The 17,342-nt window shown below is 68.2% G+C and carries 17 protein-coding genes; 15 read left to right on the plus strand and 2 right to left on the minus strand.

The features are described 5' to 3' along the window. Positions 1-132: 132 nt before the first annotated feature. The 5 genes from AB6A65_RS09245 to AB6A65_RS09265 all read left to right on the plus strand — a co-directional run bounded on the left by AB6A65_RS09245 (position 133) and on the right by AB6A65_RS09265 (position 7,093). Complete coding sequence (locus tag AB6A65_RS09245) at positions 133-1,503, plus strand: aspartate aminotransferase family protein (RefSeq protein ID WP_371038085.1); 1,371 nt, start codon at positions 133-135, stop codon at positions 1,501-1,503. Between the two features lie 154 nt (positions 1,504-1,657). Beyond that, complete coding sequence (locus AB6A65_RS09250; protein WP_371038086.1) at positions 1,658-2,794, plus strand: ABC transporter ATP-binding protein; 1,137 nt, start codon at positions 1,658-1,660, stop codon at positions 2,792-2,794. A gap of 222 nt (positions 2,795-3,016) precedes the next feature. After that, entirely contained in the window at positions 3,017-4,084 is a 1,068-nt protein-coding gene (locus AB6A65_RS09255; RefSeq protein ID WP_371038087.1) for an extracellular solute-binding protein, read from the plus strand. Positions 4,085-4,198: 114 nt separating this feature from the next. Continuing rightward, on the plus strand, positions 4,199-5,896 hold the full coding sequence (locus tag AB6A65_RS09260) for an ABC transporter permease (protein ID WP_371038088.1): 1,698 nt from the start codon (positions 4,199-4,201) through the stop codon (positions 5,894-5,896). A gap of 3 nt (positions 5,897-5,899) precedes the next feature. Beyond that, complete coding sequence (locus tag AB6A65_RS09265; protein ID WP_371038089.1) at positions 5,900-7,093, plus strand: ABC transporter permease; 1,194 nt, start codon at positions 5,900-5,902, stop codon at positions 7,091-7,093. Between the two features lie 298 nt (positions 7,094-7,391). Here AB6A65_RS09265 and AB6A65_RS09270 read toward each other — a convergent pair whose 3' ends face one another. Further along, positions 7,392-8,258 carry a branched-chain amino acid aminotransferase gene (locus AB6A65_RS09270; RefSeq protein WP_371038090.1) on the minus strand — a complete coding sequence of 289 codons (867 nt, stop codon included), beginning with the start codon at positions 8,256-8,258 and terminating at the stop codon, positions 7,392-7,394. Between the two features lie 169 nt (positions 8,259-8,427). Here AB6A65_RS09270 and AB6A65_RS09275 point away from each other — a divergent pair, with 169 nt between their 5' ends. From AB6A65_RS09275 to dxs, 6 genes are read left to right on the plus strand one after another with little or no spacing between them, the layout of a single operon-like run. Beyond that, positions 8,428-8,940, plus strand: coding sequence for a MarR family winged helix-turn-helix transcriptional regulator (locus AB6A65_RS09275; protein ID WP_371038091.1), 513 nt, complete (start codon positions 8,428-8,430; stop codon positions 8,938-8,940). Continuing rightward, on the plus strand, positions 8,940-9,653 hold the full coding sequence (locus AB6A65_RS09280; RefSeq protein ID WP_371038092.1) for a response regulator: 714 nt from the start codon (positions 8,940-8,942) through the stop codon (positions 9,651-9,653). Before AB6A65_RS09275 ends, AB6A65_RS09280 begins: the two co-directional genes overlap by 1 nt. A 51-nt stretch (positions 9,654-9,704) precedes the next feature. After that, positions 9,705-10,634, plus strand: coding sequence for a histone deacetylase family protein (locus AB6A65_RS09285; RefSeq protein ID WP_371038093.1), 930 nt, complete (start codon positions 9,705-9,707; stop codon positions 10,632-10,634). After that, on the plus strand, positions 10,631-10,876 hold the full coding sequence (locus AB6A65_RS09290) for an exodeoxyribonuclease VII small subunit (RefSeq protein ID WP_371038094.1): 246 nt from the start codon (positions 10,631-10,633) through the stop codon (positions 10,874-10,876). Before AB6A65_RS09285 ends, AB6A65_RS09290 begins: the two co-directional genes overlap by 4 nt. Next, complete coding sequence (locus AB6A65_RS09295; RefSeq protein ID WP_371038095.1) at positions 10,876-11,745, plus strand: polyprenyl synthetase family protein; 870 nt, start codon at positions 10,876-10,878, stop codon at positions 11,743-11,745. Before AB6A65_RS09290 ends, AB6A65_RS09295 begins: the two co-directional genes overlap by 1 nt. A gap of 27 nt (positions 11,746-11,772) precedes the next feature. After that, positions 11,773-13,701 (plus strand): 1-deoxy-D-xylulose-5-phosphate synthase, encoded by a 1,929-nt coding sequence (gene dxs / locus AB6A65_RS09300; protein ID WP_371038096.1) that lies wholly within the window; start codon positions 11,773-11,775, stop codon positions 13,699-13,701. A 94-nt stretch (positions 13,702-13,795) separates the two neighbouring features. On the opposite strand, the gene AB6A65_RS09305 is transcribed toward dxs, so the two are convergent. Next, on the minus strand, positions 13,796-14,656 hold the full coding sequence (locus tag AB6A65_RS09305) for an SDR family oxidoreductase (RefSeq protein ID WP_371038097.1): 861 nt from the start codon (positions 14,654-14,656) through the stop codon (positions 13,796-13,798). A gap of 108 nt (positions 14,657-14,764) precedes the next feature. Between AB6A65_RS09305 and paaA the strand changes: the two genes are divergently transcribed. From paaA to paaD, 4 genes are all read left to right on the plus strand, one after another. Further along, positions 14,765-15,763: a 1,2-phenylacetyl-CoA epoxidase subunit PaaA gene (gene paaA, locus AB6A65_RS09310; RefSeq protein ID WP_371038098.1), complete on the plus strand. Its 999-nt coding sequence runs from the start codon at positions 14,765-14,767 to the stop codon at positions 15,761-15,763. A 64-nt stretch (positions 15,764-15,827) separates the two neighbouring features. After that, a complete protein-coding gene (paaB, locus tag AB6A65_RS09315) occupies positions 15,828-16,112 on the plus strand; it encodes a 1,2-phenylacetyl-CoA epoxidase subunit PaaB (protein WP_371038099.1) in 285 nt (94 codons plus the stop codon). After that, positions 16,112-16,849, plus strand: coding sequence for a 1,2-phenylacetyl-CoA epoxidase subunit PaaC (gene paaC, locus AB6A65_RS09320; protein ID WP_371038100.1), 738 nt, complete (start codon positions 16,112-16,114; stop codon positions 16,847-16,849). The genes paaB and paaC overlap by 1 nt, the downstream gene beginning before the upstream one ends. Beyond that, on the plus strand, positions 16,849-17,340 hold the full coding sequence (paaD, locus tag AB6A65_RS09325; RefSeq protein WP_371038101.1) for a 1,2-phenylacetyl-CoA epoxidase subunit PaaD: 492 nt from the start codon (positions 16,849-16,851) through the stop codon (positions 17,338-17,340). Before paaC ends, paaD begins: the two co-directional genes overlap by 1 nt. The last annotated feature ends 2 nt before the right edge of the window (positions 17,341-17,342 follow it).

The raw sequence follows: 17,342 nt of genomic DNA on the forward strand, positions 1-17,342 counted from the left end.
TGCCAAGGGGTTTCGAAACCCCTTGGCCCCTTCGACCGGGCGTCGCGGCCGAATGGCCGGCGCGCCGCGGCGGACGGGGTCCGACAGGAAAAGGCAGCGGGGGTGCGACCCCGCGCAAGCAAGAGGACGAAGATGCTGAAGAACGACATGCTCGACCAGTGGGACCGGGAGAATTTCTTCCATCCCTCCACCCATCTCGCGCAATTCGCGCGGGGCGAGGCGCCGAACCGCGTCATCCGGACCGGCGAGGGCAGCCATATCGTGGACCGCGAGGGCAATCGCCTGCTCGACGCCTTCGCCGGGCTCTACTGCGTGAATGTCGGCTACGGCCGGACCGAGATCGCCGACGCCATCGCCGAGCAGGCGCGCGAACTCGCCTACTACCACGCCTATGTCGGGCACGGCACGGAAGTCTCGATCCGTCTCGCCAAGATGGTTCTCGACCGTGCGCCCGCCAACATGAGCAAGGTCTATTTCGGTCTCTCGGGATCGGACGCCAACGAGACCAACGTGAAGCTCGTCTGGTACTACAACAACGTGCGGGGCCGTCCTGAGAAGAAGAAGATCATCTCGCGCTGGCGCGGCTATCACGGTTCGGGGCTGATGACCGGCTCGCTCACCGGGCTGGAGCTTTTCCACAAAGCCTTCGACCTGCCGCTCGTGCAGGTGCTGCACACCGAGGCGCCCTACTACTACCGCCGTGCGGACCCGGCGATGAGCGAGACGGATTTCGTGGCGCACTGCGCGGCCGAACTCGAGGCGCTGATCGAGCGCGAGGGCGCCGACACGATCGCCGCCTTCTGGGCCGAGCCCGTGCTGGGCACGGGCGGCATCGTGCCCCCGCCGGCAGGCTACTGGGAGGCGATCCAGCCGATCCTCGAACGGCACGACATCCTGCTCGTGGCCGACGAGGTGGTCACCGGCTTCGGCCGGCTCGGGACGATGTTCGGGTCCGAGCATTACGGTCTGCGGCCGGATCTCATCACCATCGCCAAGGGGCTGACCTCGGCCTACGCGCCGCTGTCGGGGTCCATCGTGTCCGAGCGCGTGTGGAAGGTGCTCGAGGAGGGGACCGACGCGATGGGGCCCATCGGGCACGGCTGGACCTATTCGGCGCACCCGGTGGGCGCGGCGGCGGGCGTGGCCAACCTCGAGCTCATCGACAAGCTCGATCTCGTCAGCGCCGCGGGCGAGACCGGCGCCCATTTGAACGCCGCGCTGCGCGACGCGCTGGCTGCGCACCCGCATGTCGGGGAGGTGCGCGGCGAGGGGATGCTGGCCGCGGTGGAGTTCGTCGAGGACCGCGACGCGCGGCGTTTCTTCGACCCCGCCCGGAAGGTCGGTCCGACCGTCGCGGCCGCGCTTCTGAAGCATGGCGTGATCGCCCGGGCGATGCCGCAGGGCGACATCCTGGGCTTCGCACCGCCCTTCTGCCTGAGCCGCGCGGAGGCCGAAGAGATCGCCGCCAAGACCGCGAGGGCGGTGGCCGACGTTCTCGGTTGACCCGCCGCCGCCCGGGCCATGGCAGTCCGATCGACTGCCATGGCCCGAAAATTAAGCCGATCGGGCCTGAAAATCGGGGTTGGCTTGGGAAACCGCTAGGCTATGCTTGAAACACCATCGGCGTCGCGGTTTTAATCGTCGCCGACAAAGCAGGATGCAAAACCTGCGAAACAACAACGGGGAGCCAGACTTGGCCGAGTCGCAGAACGACGAAGCGTTCGTCGCATTCGAGCGCGTGCAGAAGAGCTATGACGGCGAAACGCTCGTCGTCAAAGACCTGAACCTCAGCATGCCCAAGGGCGAGTTCCTGACCATGCTGGGGCCCTCGGGATCCGGCAAGACGACGTGTCTGATGATGCTGGCGGGCTTCGAGACCGCCACGCATGGCGAGATCAAGCTGGACGGCGTATCCATAAACAACATCCCGCCGCACAAGCGCGGCATCGGCATGGTGTTCCAGAACTACGCGCTGTTCCCCCACATGACCGTGGCGGAGAACCTGGCCTTCCCGCTGGAGGTGCGCGGGATCGGCAAGTCCGACCGGGAGGCGAAAGTCCGCCGCGCCCTCGACATGGTACAGATGGGCGACTTCGGCGGCCGCCGCCCCGCGCAGCTTTCGGGCGGGCAGCAGCAGCGGATCGCCCTTGCGCGCGCGCTCGTCTTCGAGCCGGAGCTGGTGCTCATGGACGAACCGCTCGGCGCGCTCGACAAGCAGCTGCGCGAACACATGCAGTTCGAGATTACCAACCTCGCCCACGATCTCGGGATCACCACGGTCTACGTCACCCACGACCAGACCGAGGCGCTGACGATGTCGGACCGGGTCGCGGTCTTCAACGACGGCAAGATCCAGCAGCTCGCACCGCCCGACGAGCTTTACGAAAGCCCGGAAAACAGCTTCGTCGCGCAGTTCATCGGCGAGAACAACACGCTTCTCGGCACGATCAAGGAGTTGCGCCAGGGCTACGCGCTCGTGGAGCTCGACGATGGTGAGGTGATCGACGCGAAGCCGGTCAACGTGGCCAAGCCGGGCGAACGTACCCTCGTTTCGATTCGCCCCGAGCGGGTGGAGATCGACAAGAACCGCCTGAAGCCGGACGCGCACACGCTTCCCGCGGAAGTGCTGGAGTTCATCTACATGGGCGACATCTTCCGCACGCGGCTGCGCGTCGCCGGCAAGGACGACTTCATCATCAAGACGCGCAACGCGCCGGACCAGCGAAGGATGAAGCCGGGCGAGAAGATCGAGATCGGTTGGCTGCCAGAGGACTGCCGTGCGCTCGACGCGTGATCCGCAGAACCGCTTTTCCGAAACACGCGCCGCAACGGCGCGGCAACATCGTCGCGGCCCGATGGGCTCGCCGACGCACCGAGGGCCAGGCCGTCCCGCCCGTGACGCCGGCCCCGTCAACGCAAGACGGGCGTTACAAGGGAGTATCCAAGGAAACTCGCGAAGACATTTCTGGCCACGACGGCGCTGACCGTCGCCGCCGGCGGTCTTGCCGCACAGGACATGGAAAGCCCGGTCGCGGGTGAGCCGATGGCCGACAGCATGACGCTCGTCTCCTGGGGCGGCGCGTATCAGAACTCGCAGCAGAAGGCCTATGTCGAGCCCTATCTCGAGATGAACCCCGGCGTCTCCGCGACCTGGGACGAAAGCTCGAACGAGGCCGTCGCCAAGCTGCGCGCCATGGACGAGGCCGGCAACATCACCTGGGACCTCGTGGACGTGGTGGCCTCCGACGCCATCCGCCTCTGCGACGAGGGCCTCGCGATGGAAGTCGATCACGACGACATCCTCCAGCCCGCGCCGGACGGCACCGATGCCTCCGACGATTTCGGCGACCTGATCGTGTCGGACTGCTTCATCCCGCAGATCGTCTATTCGACGACCTTCGGCTACCGCACCGACATGGTGCCGGAAGGCGTCGATGCGCCGAGCAGCGTCTGCGATGTCTGGGACACCGAGACCTACCCGGGCAAGCGCAGCCTCGAGCGCCGTCCGATCAACAACATGGAATGGGCGCTCTACTGCGACGGCGTGGCCAAGGACGAGATCTACGACGTGCTCGCGACCCCGGAGGGCCAGGATCGCGCGCTCGCCAAGCTCGGCGAGATCAAGGACGACGTGATCTGGTGGTCGGCCGGCGCCGACACGCCGCAGCTTCTGGCCGACGGCGAGATCTTCATGGGCTCGACCTACAACGGCCGCCTCTTCTCGGTCATCGAGGAGCAGGACCAGCCCGTGGGCATGATGTGGGACATGCAGGTGTTCGACCTGGATGGCTGGATCATCCCCGAAGGTCTGGAAGATGAAGAGCTGAACCGCGTCATGGATTTCCTGTGGTTCGCCACGGATACCCAGCGTCTCGCGGACCAGGCGAAGTACATTTCCTACGGCCCGGCACGCGACTCCTCGGCGCCGCTGGTGGACAAGCATGCCGAGCTCGGCATCGAGATGGCACCGCACATGCCGACGGATCCGGACAACGCGTCGAACACCCTGCTCTACAATTACGAGTTCTGGGCGGACTTCCGCGACGACATCGACGCGAAGTTCCAGTCGTGGCTCGCGCAGTAAGCGCCGGACGACCGTGACACCGCGAGGGAGCGCAACCGCGCTCCTTCGCTTCCGGGCACCGGACCAGACCGGCCGGTGCCCGGTTTCCCCAGGGCGCAGGGCACAGGGCGACACATGACCGACGTGACGGACACCACAACGGGCAAGCGCGCACCGACACCGGACGACGCGCTTCGAATCGCCTCGAGCGACGATTCGGGGCCGGTGCTTGCCGCCGATGGCACGCCGCTCAAGAAAAGCCTGCAACGCGCGCTGCGCGCACAGAAGCTCAGGGCGCTCGCGCTGATCGCGCCGCTGCTGATCTTCGTGCTCATCACCTTCATCGCGCCGATCGTGGACATGCTGTTCCGGTCGGTCGAGAACCAGATCGTGTCCGAGACGCTGCCGCGCACCACCGCGGAGCTCCAGGACTGGCCGGCCGACAGCGGCGAGCTGCCGCCCGAAAGCACGTTCGAGGCGCTTTACGCCGACCTCTTCCTCGCCGCCGAGCGCAAGGAGCACACCCGGCTCGGCAGCCGGCTCAACTACGAAAGCACCGGCATGTCGTCGCTCTTCCGGCGGTCGGGACGCGGGGTGGACGACCTTGGCGAGCTCTATCAGGACCAGTTCGAGGATCTGAACGAAGCCTGGGACGAGGCGTCGACCTGGATCGACATCATGGCGGATCCCGGCTGGGTGGAGCGCGACGCCGGCGTCGATTACGACGAAGAGAGCCCGCCGCCCTTCGAGCTGCGCGACGGCATCGCGGAGGTGCTGCCCCGCACCGCCGAGGCGTACCGCCTCTATGCGGAGTTCATGCAGGCCGAGGAGGAAGAGAGCCCCGCCGAGGACGAACCGTGGAGCTACGTCTACACGCAGCTCTACGAGGATCTGACGGGCGGCGCCGACCTCGCCGCCTATGACGGGCCGCACGCCGACCTTCTGCGCGCTGCGGCCGAGGCCGCGCCCGGGTTCGAGACGATGACCTACCGCGAGGCGATGATCGAAACCCATGAGGGGTGGGGCACGATCGAGCCGTGGCGGACGATCCAGACCTACTCTCCGCCCTACACGACGGGGTATTTCCTGAACGCGGTGGACATGCAGAAGAGCCCCGACGGCCCCGAGCTTCGTCCCGAGAACGAGCGGATCTACGGGCTGCTCTTCCAGCGCACGATGTTCATGAGCCTGATGATCACCTTCTCGTGCATTCTGCTCGGCTACCCGGTGGCGTGGATCCTGGCCAACCTGCCGATGCGGCAGGCCAACCTGCTTCTCATCCTGGTGCTTCTTCCCTTCTGGACGTCGCTGCTGGTCCGAACCTCGGCCTGGAAGGTGATGCTTCAGCAGCAGGGCGTTATCAACGACACGCTGGTCTGGCTGGGCCTCGTGGCCGACGAGTCGCGTCTCATCATGATCAACAACCAGTTCGGCACCATCGTGGCGATGACCCACATCCTGCTGCCCTTCATGATCCTGCCGATGTATTCGGTGATGCAGACGATCCCGCCCAGCTACCTGCGCGCCGCCAAATCGCTCGGCGCGACGGACTGGACCGCATTCTGGCGGGTCTATTTTCCGCAGACCGTGCCGGGGATCGGGGCGGGTTCCATCCTCGTCTTCATCCTGGCCATCGGCTACTACATCACGCCCGAGATCGTCGGCGGCACCACCGGCACGTTCATCTCGAACCGGATCGCCTATCACATCTCCAGTTCGCTCAACTGGGGCCTCGCGGCCGCGCTGGGCTCGATCCTGCTGGTCGTGGTTCTGGTACTCTACTGGGCCTACGACAAGATCGTGGGCATCGACAACGTGAAGCTTGGGGGCTGACAGATGTCCGACGGGGTCGTCATCACCGAAACGAAGACGCTGCCATTCTCGTTCACGCTGCCCGTCGTGGCCGCCGCGGGGGCGTTCTTCGGGATCTTCGTGGGCACGGCGCAGGGCTCCACGCTTCTGGGCATCGTCGTCGGCGCGGCGGTCTGCGCGGCGCTGGCCTACGCGGCCCTCGCGGTTGCCGGGGTCGAGCGGGAACGCAGCCTCAGGTGGGGGCTGATCGCGCTCTTCGGTGTGGCCGGCTTCGCGGTCGGTGCCATACCCGGCGCCATCGTCGGTGCGCTTTTCGGGTGGTTCATCGGCTGGTTCATCTACTGGATCGGCCGCGGCCGCTACCGCATGTTCCTGCCACCCTACCTGACCGCGGGACAGGTGCTCTGGTACTACACCTTCCGCGTGATCTGCGGCGCGGTCTTCGTTTTCCTGATCACGCCGATTCTCGTCGTGATGCCGCTGAGCTTCAACGCCGAGAACTTCTTCACCTTCACGCCCGAGATGCTGGCCTTCGATCCCGAGGGTTACAGCCTCAAGCACTACCGCGACTTCTTCACCTCGTCGGACTGGCAGCAAGCGCTGCGCAACTCGCTTCTGATCGCGCCCGTCGCCACGCTGCTCGCGGTGAGCTTCGGCACGCTGGCGGCGATCGGCCTTTCCTCCGAGCATGTGCCGTTCCGCCAGGCGATCATGGCGATCCTGATCTCGCCGATGATCGTGCCGCTGATCATCTCGGCGGCAGGGATGTACTTCTTCTACTCGCGGGTCGGCTTGCAGGGCACCTATCTGGGCGTGGTTCTGGCCCATGCCGCGCTCGGCATTCCCTTCGTGATCATCACCGTGACGGCGACGCTCGTGGGCTTCGACCGCTCGCTGACGCGGGCCGCGGCCAATCTCGGGGCGGACCCGGTGACGACCTTCCGGCGCGTGCAGATGCCGCTCATCCTGCCGGGCGTGATCTCCGGCGGGCTCTTCGCCTTCATCACCAGCTTCGACGAGGTGGTGGTGGTGATCTTCGTCGGGTCCGCGAACCAGCAGACGCTGCCCTGGCAGATGTTCACGGGCCTGCGCGAGCAGATTTCGCCCACGATCCTCGCGGTGGCGACGATCCTCGTCTGCATCTCGATCGCGCTTCTGACGACGGTGGAAGTGCTGAGGCGCCGGTCGGAGAAGCTGCGCGGGATGTCGCCGGGCTGACGTCGCGCTGGCCGGCCCGGCGCGGCCCGCAAACCGCGCGCACCCTCCCGAGGCCCGGGCGCGGAGACGGCCGGTCCGTCGCCCGGCCGCCGTACCCGAACTGCGCCGCGGCGCAAGGCCACTCTTTCCCCGACACCCGTATCGCATGCGCTGCGGATACACGCTGCACCCTGTCCGGAAATCCTGACCAAATGATGAGCGTGGCGGGTTGTTTTCGCGCAAGTGTCGGGCGGCTCGCCGGGGTCGCGCGGGTGCGCCGTGGCGAAGGCCCGCCGATGTCCGGACGGCCCGCCGAGCCCTAGCTGCGGACCAGCGCCTCGTAGGCTTCGGCGATCTCGCGCGTCAGCGCACCCACCTCGAAACCATAGTCGCCGATCTGGCCCACGGGCGTGACCTCGGCCGCCGTGCCCGTCAGCCAGCATTGCTGGAAGCTCTCGAGTTCCGCCGGCTCGATATGCCGTTCGTGCACGGGCACCTGCCGGTCCTTCAGCATCCTGATCACGGTCTGCCGGGTGATCCCGTTCAGAAAGCAGTCGGGAAGCGGCGTGTGTACCTCGCCACCCTTGACGAAGAAGATGTTGGCGCCGGTCGCCTCGGCCACGTAGCCGCGATAGTCGAACATCATCGCGTCGGCGCAGCCCTTCGCCTCGGCCGCGTGCTTCGACATGGTGCAGATCATGTAAAGGCCCGCCGCCTTGGCGTGGGACGGAATCGTCTCGGGGCTGGGCCGCTTCCACTTGGAAATGTCCAGTTTCGCGCCCTTCATCTTCGAGGCGCCGTAATACGCCCCCCATTCCCACGCCGCCACGGCCAGGCGCACCGGGTTGCGCGCGGAACTGACCCCCATGTCCTCGCCCGCGCCGCGCCAGGCCACCGCGCGGACGTAGGCGTCTGACAACCCGTTCGCCTCCATCACGGCGGACTTGGCCGCCTCGATCTCGTCCACGGTCCAGGGCAGCGGCATGTCGATCGCCGCGCCCGACGCGATCAGCCGTTCGGAATGCTTGCGGCTTTCGAAAATCCGGCCGCCATAGGCGCGCTCGCCCTCGAAGACGGAGCTTGCATAATGCAGCGCGTGGCTGAGGACATGAACTTTCGCGTCGCGCCAGTCCACGAGCGTCCCGTCCATCCAGATCTTGCCGTCGCGATCGTCGTAGCCTGCCATGTCGGATCCTTTCCCAGACGAGCCTTCACGAATGTTGCGCCGGATATGTCCGCAGCGGACACAAAATTGCGCAAAAATCGGGAATCGCTACCAGCCACCCCTTGGAATGTCAATAAGGCTGACGTAAGCTGCCATGGAAGACGGCCCCTTGCGAGCGTGGGAGGGCGGCATGAACGACGGACGCGGCGGCGCGGGCCACGGCGGGGGGGAAACGCTCCTCTTCCTGACCGATGATCAACTCCGGCAGGGGATCGAGGCGATGTTCTTCGCCTATCGCGGCTTCACGGCCGACCCGGACCGGATACTCGCCGACTACGACTATGGCCGGGCGCATCACCGGGCGATGCATTTCATCGGCGTCGCGCCCGGAACGACCGTGAACAACCTGCTGACCATTCTCGGCATCACCAAGCAATCGCTGAACCGCGTGCTCAGGCGGCTGATTTCCGACGGTCTCGTGCAAAGCCGCGTCGGCCGGTCCGACAAGCGCGAGCGTCACCTCTACCTGACGGACAAGGGCGCCGCGCTGGAGCGCGAGCTTTCCGACGCCCAACGCGCGCGGATGCGCGCCGCCTATCGCGCCGCGGGCCCCGAGGCGGTGGCCGGTTTCCGTCAGGTGCTGGAGGCGATGATGGACCCCGAGATGCGGCGCCTTTATCACCGCCTGCGGGAGGGCCGCTGATGGGAGACGCCGCGCCGCATCTGCTGGTGGTGGATGACGACGAGCGCATCCGCGGCCTTTTGCAGAAGTTCCTCATCCGGCACGGGTTCCTCGTCACGGCGGCCCGCGACGCGGCGCATGCGCGGCGCCTTCTTTCGGGGCTCGACTTCGATCTCGTGGTGCTGGACGTGATGATGCCCGGCGAGGACGGCGTCTCCTTCACCGCCTGGCTGCGCGAGAGCCGGGCGACCCCGGTGCTTCTGCTGACCGCCCTGGGCGAGACCGAGCACCGGATCGCCGGGCTCGAGGCCGGGGCGGACGACTACCTGTCCAAGCCGTTCGAGCCCAAGGAACTGCTCTTGCGGATCAACGCGATCCTGCGGCGCATGCCGGAAACGCCCGCCGATGTCGCGATGCCCAAGCTGCTGCAGCTGGGGCCGCTGCGCTACGACATCGAGCGCGGCGAACTCTGGCGCGGCGACGAACCGGTGCGCCTGACCGCGACCGAGGACCAGCTCATGCGGATCTTCGCCGCCGCGCCCGGCGAGCCCATCGGCCGCGCCCGCCTCGTGGAGGAACTTGGCCGCGTCGCGGGGCGCGACGGGGCGCAGGCGCAGGAACGCGCGGTGGACGTGCAGATCACGCGGCTGCGGCGCAAGCTGGAGGCCGACCCGAAACAGCCGCGCTACCTGCAGACCGTGCGCGGCTCGGGCTACATGCTCGCCCCCGACTGACCGGGCGCGGCCGGCTTGTGTCCGCCGGGCGGCTGGGGTTTAGATGCGCCCATGACAACCGCCCTTCTCACCCATGACGACGGTTTTCGTCACGTCACGCCGCCGGGCCACCCCGAACAGGTCGCCCGGCTGGAGCATGTGCTGCACGCCCTCGCACCGATGAGCGACCTCAGGCGCGTTTCGGCCCCGATGGCCAGCGAAAGCGACCTGCTGCGGCTTCACCCGCGCAGCTACCTCGACATGCTGCGATCCGCACTGCCCGAAGAAGGCTTCGCGCAGCTCGACGCCGACACGTTCCTGTCGCCCGGCTCGCTCGACGCGGCGTTCCGCGGCGCCGGCGCCGCGGTCAAGGCCGTGGACATGGTGGTCGCGGGCGAGGCCGGGAACGCGTTCTGCGCGATGCGTCCGCCGGGGCATCATGCCGAGACCGAGACGCCGATGGGGTTTTGCCTCTTCGGCAACGCGGCGCTCGCCGCGCGCCACGCCCTCGACCATCACGGGATGGAGCGTGTGGCGGTGGTGGATTTCGACGTGCATCACGGAAACGGCACGCAGGACCTTCTGTGGGACGAGCGGCGCGCCCTTTTCATATCGTCCCACCAGATGCCGCTATGGCCCGGCACCGGCGCGCCGGACGAACGCGGCGCCTTCGACAACGTTGTGAACCTTCCGCTCGCGCCCGGAACGGGCGGCGCGGAGATGCGCGCGCTTTACGAGGCGCAGGTGTTCCCCCGGCTGCGCGCCTTCGCGCCGGAACTCGTCGTCGTCTCGGCCGGCTTCGACGCGCATGCCGACGACCCGCTCGCCAATCTCGAATGGCGGACGGAGGATTTCGCCTGGGTGACGCGGGAACTCTGCGCGTTCGCGGCGGAGCTCTGCGGCGGGCGGCTCGTCTCGGTCATGGAGGGGGGCTACGATCTGGAAGCGCTGGCCGCGAGCGTGGCGGCGCATGTCACCGAACTGAGGGAGGCCGCGGCATGAGCGAGGAAACGCCCGTCGAGAAGATGAGTTTCGAGGAGGCCATGGCCGAACTCGAGAAGCTGGTGACCCAGCTCGAGCGTGGCGACGTCGCGCTCGAACAGTCGCTCCGGCTCTACGAACGGGGCGCCGCGCTCAAGGCGCGCTGCGAGCAGAAGCTCAGGGAAGCCGAGGACAAGGTCGGGCAGATCCGCCTCGACGCCGAAGGCAAGCCCACCGGCACCGCGCCCGCCGACGGACTTTGATGTTCCGCGTCCGGCTGGAGGCCGCCGCCGCGGCGGTGGAAACGCATCTCGCCGCGGCGCTTGCGGGCTACGGCGATCTTCCGGTGGCGCGGGCCATGGCCTACGCGGCGGCGGGGGGCAAGCGGCTGCGGGGGTTCCTCGCGCTGGAGGGCGCGCGGCTTCACCGGGTGGAAGAGGCTCGCGCACTCTGGCCTGCTGCCGCGATCGAGGCGGTCCACGCCTACAGCCTCGTGCACGACGACCTGCCCTGCATGGACGACGACGACCTGCGCCGCGGCCAGCCCACGGTGCATGTCAAATGGGACGAGGCGACGGCCGTGCTGGCAGGTGACGCGCTGCAAAGCGCGGCGTTCGAGATGGTCCTTCGCGAGGAGTGCCACCCGGACCCGGCGGTCCGCGCCGCGCTCGCCCTGACCCTCGCCCGCGCGGCAGGCGCGGCGGGCATGGTGCGCGGGCAGGCTCTCGACATCGCGGCGGAAAGCGCCGAGCGGCCGCTCGGACTTCGGGAGATCGAGGCGCTGCAGGCCGACAAGACCGGCGCGCTCTTCGGCTGGGCGGCCGAGGCCGGACCGCGCATGGCGGGCGCGGATGCCGCGCCGATGGCCGCCTATGCCCGCGCGCTGGGCCTGGCCTTCCAGATCGCCGACGACGTGCTCGACGTCGAGGGCGACGCGCGGAAGGCCGGAAAACGGCTTCAGAAGGACGCGGCGGCGGGCAAGGCGACCTTCGTGTCGCTCATGGGGCTCGCCCCCGCCAAGGCCCGCGCCGCCGCGCTTGCCGAAGAGGCGTGCGACGCCGTGGCGCCCTATGGCGCGGAGGCCCGAACCTTGCGGGAGCTTGCGCGCTTCGTTATCTCCCGCGAAAGTTGACGGCCCGGCCGAGGAGGCCCGACACCCATGACGTCCGTTCCAGCGACCCCGCTTCTCGATCGCGTCGAAAGCCCGGCAGACCTCAAGCGGCTCAGCGATGCCGAGCTGACCCGTCTCGCCCACGAACTGCGCGAGGAGACCATCGCGCAGGTCAGCCGGACGGGCGGCCATCTCGGCGCCGGGCTCGGCGTGGTGGAACTCACCGTCGCGCTGCACGCGATCTTCGACGCGCCGCGCGACAAGATCATCTGGGACGTCTCCCACCAGTCCTACCCGCACAAGATCCTGACGGGGCGGCGCGACCGGATGCGGACGATCCGCCAGAAGGGCGGGTTGTCGGGCTTCACCAAGCGCTCGGAAAGCCCCTACGATCCCTTCGGCGCGGCGCATTCCTCCACCTCGATCTCCGCCGCGCTCGGCTTCAAGGTGGCCGCCGATCTCGGTGGTGCGTGCCCGACCGGCCACGGCGACTCGATCGCCGTGATCGGCGACGGCGCGATGAGCGCGGGCATGGCCTATGAGGCGATGAACAACGCCGGCCATCTCGGCCGCCGTCTCATCGTCATCCTGAACGACAACGAGATGTCGATCGCGCCCCCCGTCGGCGCGATGTCGAGCTACCTCTCGCGGCTTTACGCCGAGGCGCCGTTCCAGGACCTGAAGGCGGCGGCCAAGGGGGCGGTGAGCCTCCTGCCCGAGCCGTTCCGCGAGGGCGCGAAGCGCGCCAAGGACCTGCTCAAGGGCATGGCGGTGGGCGGCACGCTCTTCGAGGCGCTGGGCTTTTCCTACATCGGGCCGATCGACGGGCACGACATGGACCAGCTCCTGCCCGTCCTGCGCCCGGTGAAGGCGCGCGCCACCGGGCCGGTGCTGATCCACGCGATCACCCGCAAGGGCAAGGGCTATCACCCGGCCGAGACCGCGCCCGACAAGGGCCACGCTCGTGCGACCTTCGACGTGGTGACCGGCGAGCAGAAGAAGGCGCCCTCGAACGCGCCGTCCTACACCAAGGTCTTCGCGCGCGCGCTCATCGACGAGGCGGGCCGCGACCCGCGCATCTGCGCGGTGACCGCGGCGATGCCCGACGGCACCGGCCTCGACCTCTTCGGCGAGCGCTACCCCTCGCGCTGCTTCGACGTGGGCATCGCCGAGCAGCATGGCGTGACCTTCTGCGCGGGCCTCGCCGCCGGGGGCATGCGGCCCTTCGCGGCGATCTATTCGACCTTCCTGCAACGCGGCTACGACCAGGTGGTGCACGACGTGGCGATCCAGCGCCTGCCGGTGCGCTTCGCCATCGATCGCGCCGGGCTCGTGGGGGCGGACGGCGCGACCCATGCCGGCAGCTACGACATCGCCTATCTCGCCAACCTTCCGGGCTTCACCGTGATGGCGGCGGCCGACGAGGCGGAGCTCGTGCACATGGTCGCGACGGCGGCCGCGCATGACGAGGGGCCCATCGCCTTCCGGTATCCGCGCGGCGAGGGCATGGGCGTGGAGATGCCCGAGCGCGGCGTGCCGCTGGAGATCGGCCGGGGCCGGATGATCCGCGAAGGCGGGCGCGTGGCGCTCCTGTCTTTCGGCGCGCGCCTGAAGGAGGTGCTGGAGGCCGCCGAGGCGCTGGAGGCGCGCGGCGTCGCGCCCACGGTCGCCGACGCGCGCTTCGCCAAGCCGCTCGACCGGGAGATGATCCTGGCGCTTGCCCGCGGGCACGAGGCGCTCATCACCATCGAGGAAGGGGCCGTGGGCGGTTTCGGGTCCCATGTGGCGCAGCTTCTGGCCGAGGAAGGCGTCTTCGACACCGGGCTCAAGTATCGCTCGATGGTGCTGCCCGACATCTTCATCGACCAGGCGAGCCCGCGCGAGATGTACGAGGTGGCGGGCATGAACGCGACCGACATCGAGGCAAAGGTACTGGAGACCCTCGGCGTCGCACGGGTGGCCGGCCAACGCGCCTGAGGACAACGCCGGCGCGCGATGCACATCCCCGCGGCTGGGCTTCGCCTCTGGCGGGCGTCCGGGCAAGAGGTTTGGAAACCTCTTGCCGCGCCGCTCAGTCGCCGTGCTCTGCGTCAAGCAGCGCGCGCAGCCCCGACCTGTAATCTGGATGAAGGAGCGACACGCCCAGATCCTCCTTGATGCGGTCGTTCCGGACGCGCTTCGAGTCGGAGTAGAAGCTGGCGGCCATGGGCGAAAGCTCGGCCTCCTCGAAGGGGATGGCGGGGGGAACCGGCAGGCCCAGCAGTTCGGCGGCGTGTTCTATCACGTCCTGCGGCGGGGCCGGCAGGTCATCGCAGACATTGTAGACCGCGCCGGGCGCCGGCCTCTGCATGGACGCGGCGAGGACCTGCGCGATGTCGTCGACATGGATGCGGCTGAAGACCTGTCCGGGCTTCACGATCCGCCGCGCCGTCCCGGCGCGGAGCCGGTCGAGGGCGCTGCGGCCGGGGCCGTAGATGCCGGCCAGCCGGAAGACGTGGATCGGCAGGCCCGGGATCGCGCGCCATGCCGCCTCGGCCTCGGCGCGGCGGTACCCGCGCTCGGTCGCGGGCGCGACCGGTGTCGTTTCGTCCACCCAGCCACCGTCCCGATCGCCGTAGACACCGGTCGTGGAGAGGTATCCCGCCCATTCGAGCCCCGGCGCCGCCTGGGCAATGGCCGCCCCGAGCGCCGAGAGCACCGGGTCGCCATCCGCGTCGGGCGAGACCGAGCTGAGAAGATGCGTGGCCTCGGCGAGCGCCGGGCCGAGGTCGTCGCCGGGCCACACGCGCGCGTCGATCCCGTCTTCGGCGAGGTCCCGCGCCTTGTCCGCGCTGCGCGTCGTCCCGATGATTCGCCAGCCGGCGCCGTGCAGCCGCCGTGCCAGGGCCTGCGCCGTGTAGCCGTGCCCGATGGAAAGAAGCGTTTTCTGCATGGCCACTTGATGGGCGCCGGATGGGCGCGATGCAAGTATTACAAAAATCTCTTGGGAGACGCGGTTTCGTAATATATACTGAAAGTGTTCATTTGGAGGAGGCGTGGCATGTACGCACAGGGTCTGATCGGCGCCGACGCGCGCACGGAGGAAAGCCCGGAATTCCTGGCGGCGTTCCAGAAACGGATCGACGCGGAAGAGAAGATCGAGCCCAACGACGCGATGCCCGAGGGCTACCGCAAGACGCTGGTCCGCCAGATCGGTCAGCACGCGCATTCCGAGATCGTCGGGATGCTGCCCGAGGGCAACTGGATCACGCGCGCGCCCTCGCTCAAGCGCAAGGCGGCGCTGCTGGCCAAGGTGCAGGACGAGGGCGGCCACGGGCTCTATCTCTACTCGGCGGCCGAGACGCTGGGCGTCTCGCGCGAGGAGATGACCGAGGAACTGCACTCCGGCAAGGCGAAGTATTCGTCGATCTTCAACTACCCAACGCTCACCTGGGCCGATATCGGCATCATCGGCTGGCTCGTGGACGGCGCGGCGATCATGAACCAGATCCCGCTCTGCCGCTGTTCCTACGGGCCCTACGCCCGCGCGATGATCCGCGTCTGCAAGGAAGAGAGCTTTCACCAGCGCCAGGGCTACGAGATCGTCATGACGCTGGCGCGGGGCACGCCTGCGCAGCGCGAGATGGTGCAGGAGGCACTGAATCGCTGGTGGTGGCCGGTTCTGATGATGTTCGGGCCTCATGACAGCGAGAGCCAGCACTCGGACCAGAACATGGCGTGGAAGATCAAGCGCTTCTCGAACGACGCGCTGCGCCAGAAGTTCGTGGACGCCACCGTGCCGCAGGGCGAGTACCTCGGCCTCACCTTCCCGGACCCCGACCTGACGTGGAACGCGGAGAAGGGCGGCTACGATTTCGGAACCATCGACTGGGACGAGTTCTGGCGCGTGGTGAAGGGCGGCGGCGTGATGAACCGGGACCGCGTGAAGGCACGCAAGGCGGCTTGGGAGAACGGCGCCTGGGTCCGCGAGGCGGCTCTCGCCCATGCCGAGAAGCGGCGGCAGCGGGCGGCCGAGGCGGCCCCGATCGCGGCAGAGTGATGCGCTCGGGCGACGGGGCTGGCCCCCCGGGAGTATTTTCATCCAAGAAGAAGGAGTGGGCGCGATGAGCGGTGAAGTGCCTCTTTGGGAAGTGTTCATCCGGCCCCGCAACGGGCTTTCGCACAAGCATGTCGGCAGCCTTCACGCGACGGACGAGGTCATGGCGCTCGACGCCGCACGGGACGTCTACACGCGCCGCGGCGAGGGCACCTCGATCTGGGTGGTGCCGTCGAAGGCGATCACCGCCTCCGACCCGGATCAGGCGGCGGAGAATTTCGAGCCGACAGCGGGCAAGGTCTATCGCCACCCGACCTTCTACGACATTCCCGAAGACGTGGGGCACATGTGATGGCGCTGTTCGAGGCCCTGCTGGAGCTTGCCGACGATCACCTGGTGCTGGGCCACCGGGTGAGCGAGTGGTGCGGCCATGCGCCGATGCTGGAGGAGGACCTGGCGCTGCCCAACATGGCGCTCGATCTGATCGGCTCGGCGCGCTCGCTCTACACCTACGCGGGCGAGGTCGAGGGGGCGGGGCGCGACGAGGACGCGCTGGCCTATCTTCGCGACGAGACGGACTATCGCAACTGCCTGCTGGTGGAGCGTCCGAACGGCGACTTCGCCCAGACCATGCTGCGCCAGCTCTATTTCGCGGCCTTCATGGAGCCCTACTGGAAAGCCGCGCCGGAGAGCCCGGACGAGACCGTGCGGGGCATCGCCGGCAAGGCGGTGAAGGAGATGGCCTATCACATCCGTCATTCCGGCGAATGGGTGATCCGCCTCGGCGACGGCACGGAGGAGAGCGCGCGCCGCATGGCCGAGGCGGTCGAGGAGCTGCACCGCTACACCGACGAGCTCTTTCATACCTCCGAAGCCGCGAGCGGCGTGGCGGCGCTCCCTGACCGGGCTGCGATGCGCCCCGAATGGGATCGCGTGATCGGCGATATCTTCGCCGAGGCGAAGCTGACGATCCCGGAGGTGCGGTTCCCGCAGCAGGGCGGGCGCGAGATGCGCCATGGCGAGGCTCTGGGCCACATGCTGGCCGAGATGCAGGTCACGCATCGCGCGCATCCGGGGGCGGTCTGGTGATGGCCGAGGCGGCGACGATGGAAGAGGCCCGTGCCTGGGAGGCCGCGGCGGCCGTGCCCGACCCGGAGGTGCCCTGCGTCACGGTGGCCGATCTGGGTATCCTGCGCTGGGTCAGGATCGAGAACGGGGCCGCGGTGGCGGGTGTCACGCCCACCTATTCCGGCTGTCCCGCGACGCTCGCCATCGAGTTCGCGATCGAGCAAGCCCTGCGCGAGGCGGGGTTCGAGGCGCGCGTCGAGCGGGTGATGAGCCCGCCCTGGACCACCGACTGGATCACCGAGGAGGGGCGCGAGAAACTGCGCGATTACGGCATCGCGCCGCCCGTGGAAAGCGGCGGCAAGGCCACGCTTTTCGGCGCGCCCACGGTCGCCTGTCCGCGCTGCGGCGCCACGGACACCGAGCGGCTGTCGGAGTTCGGCTCCACCCCCTGCAAGGCGCATTACCGCTGCCGGTCCTGCGCCGAGCCCTTCGACTATTTCAAGTGCCTCTGAGG

It is taken from the genome of Rhodosalinus sp. FB01 (assembly GCF_041365715.1).
GTDB lineage: Bacteria > Pseudomonadota > Alphaproteobacteria > Rhodobacterales > Rhodobacteraceae > Rhodosalinus.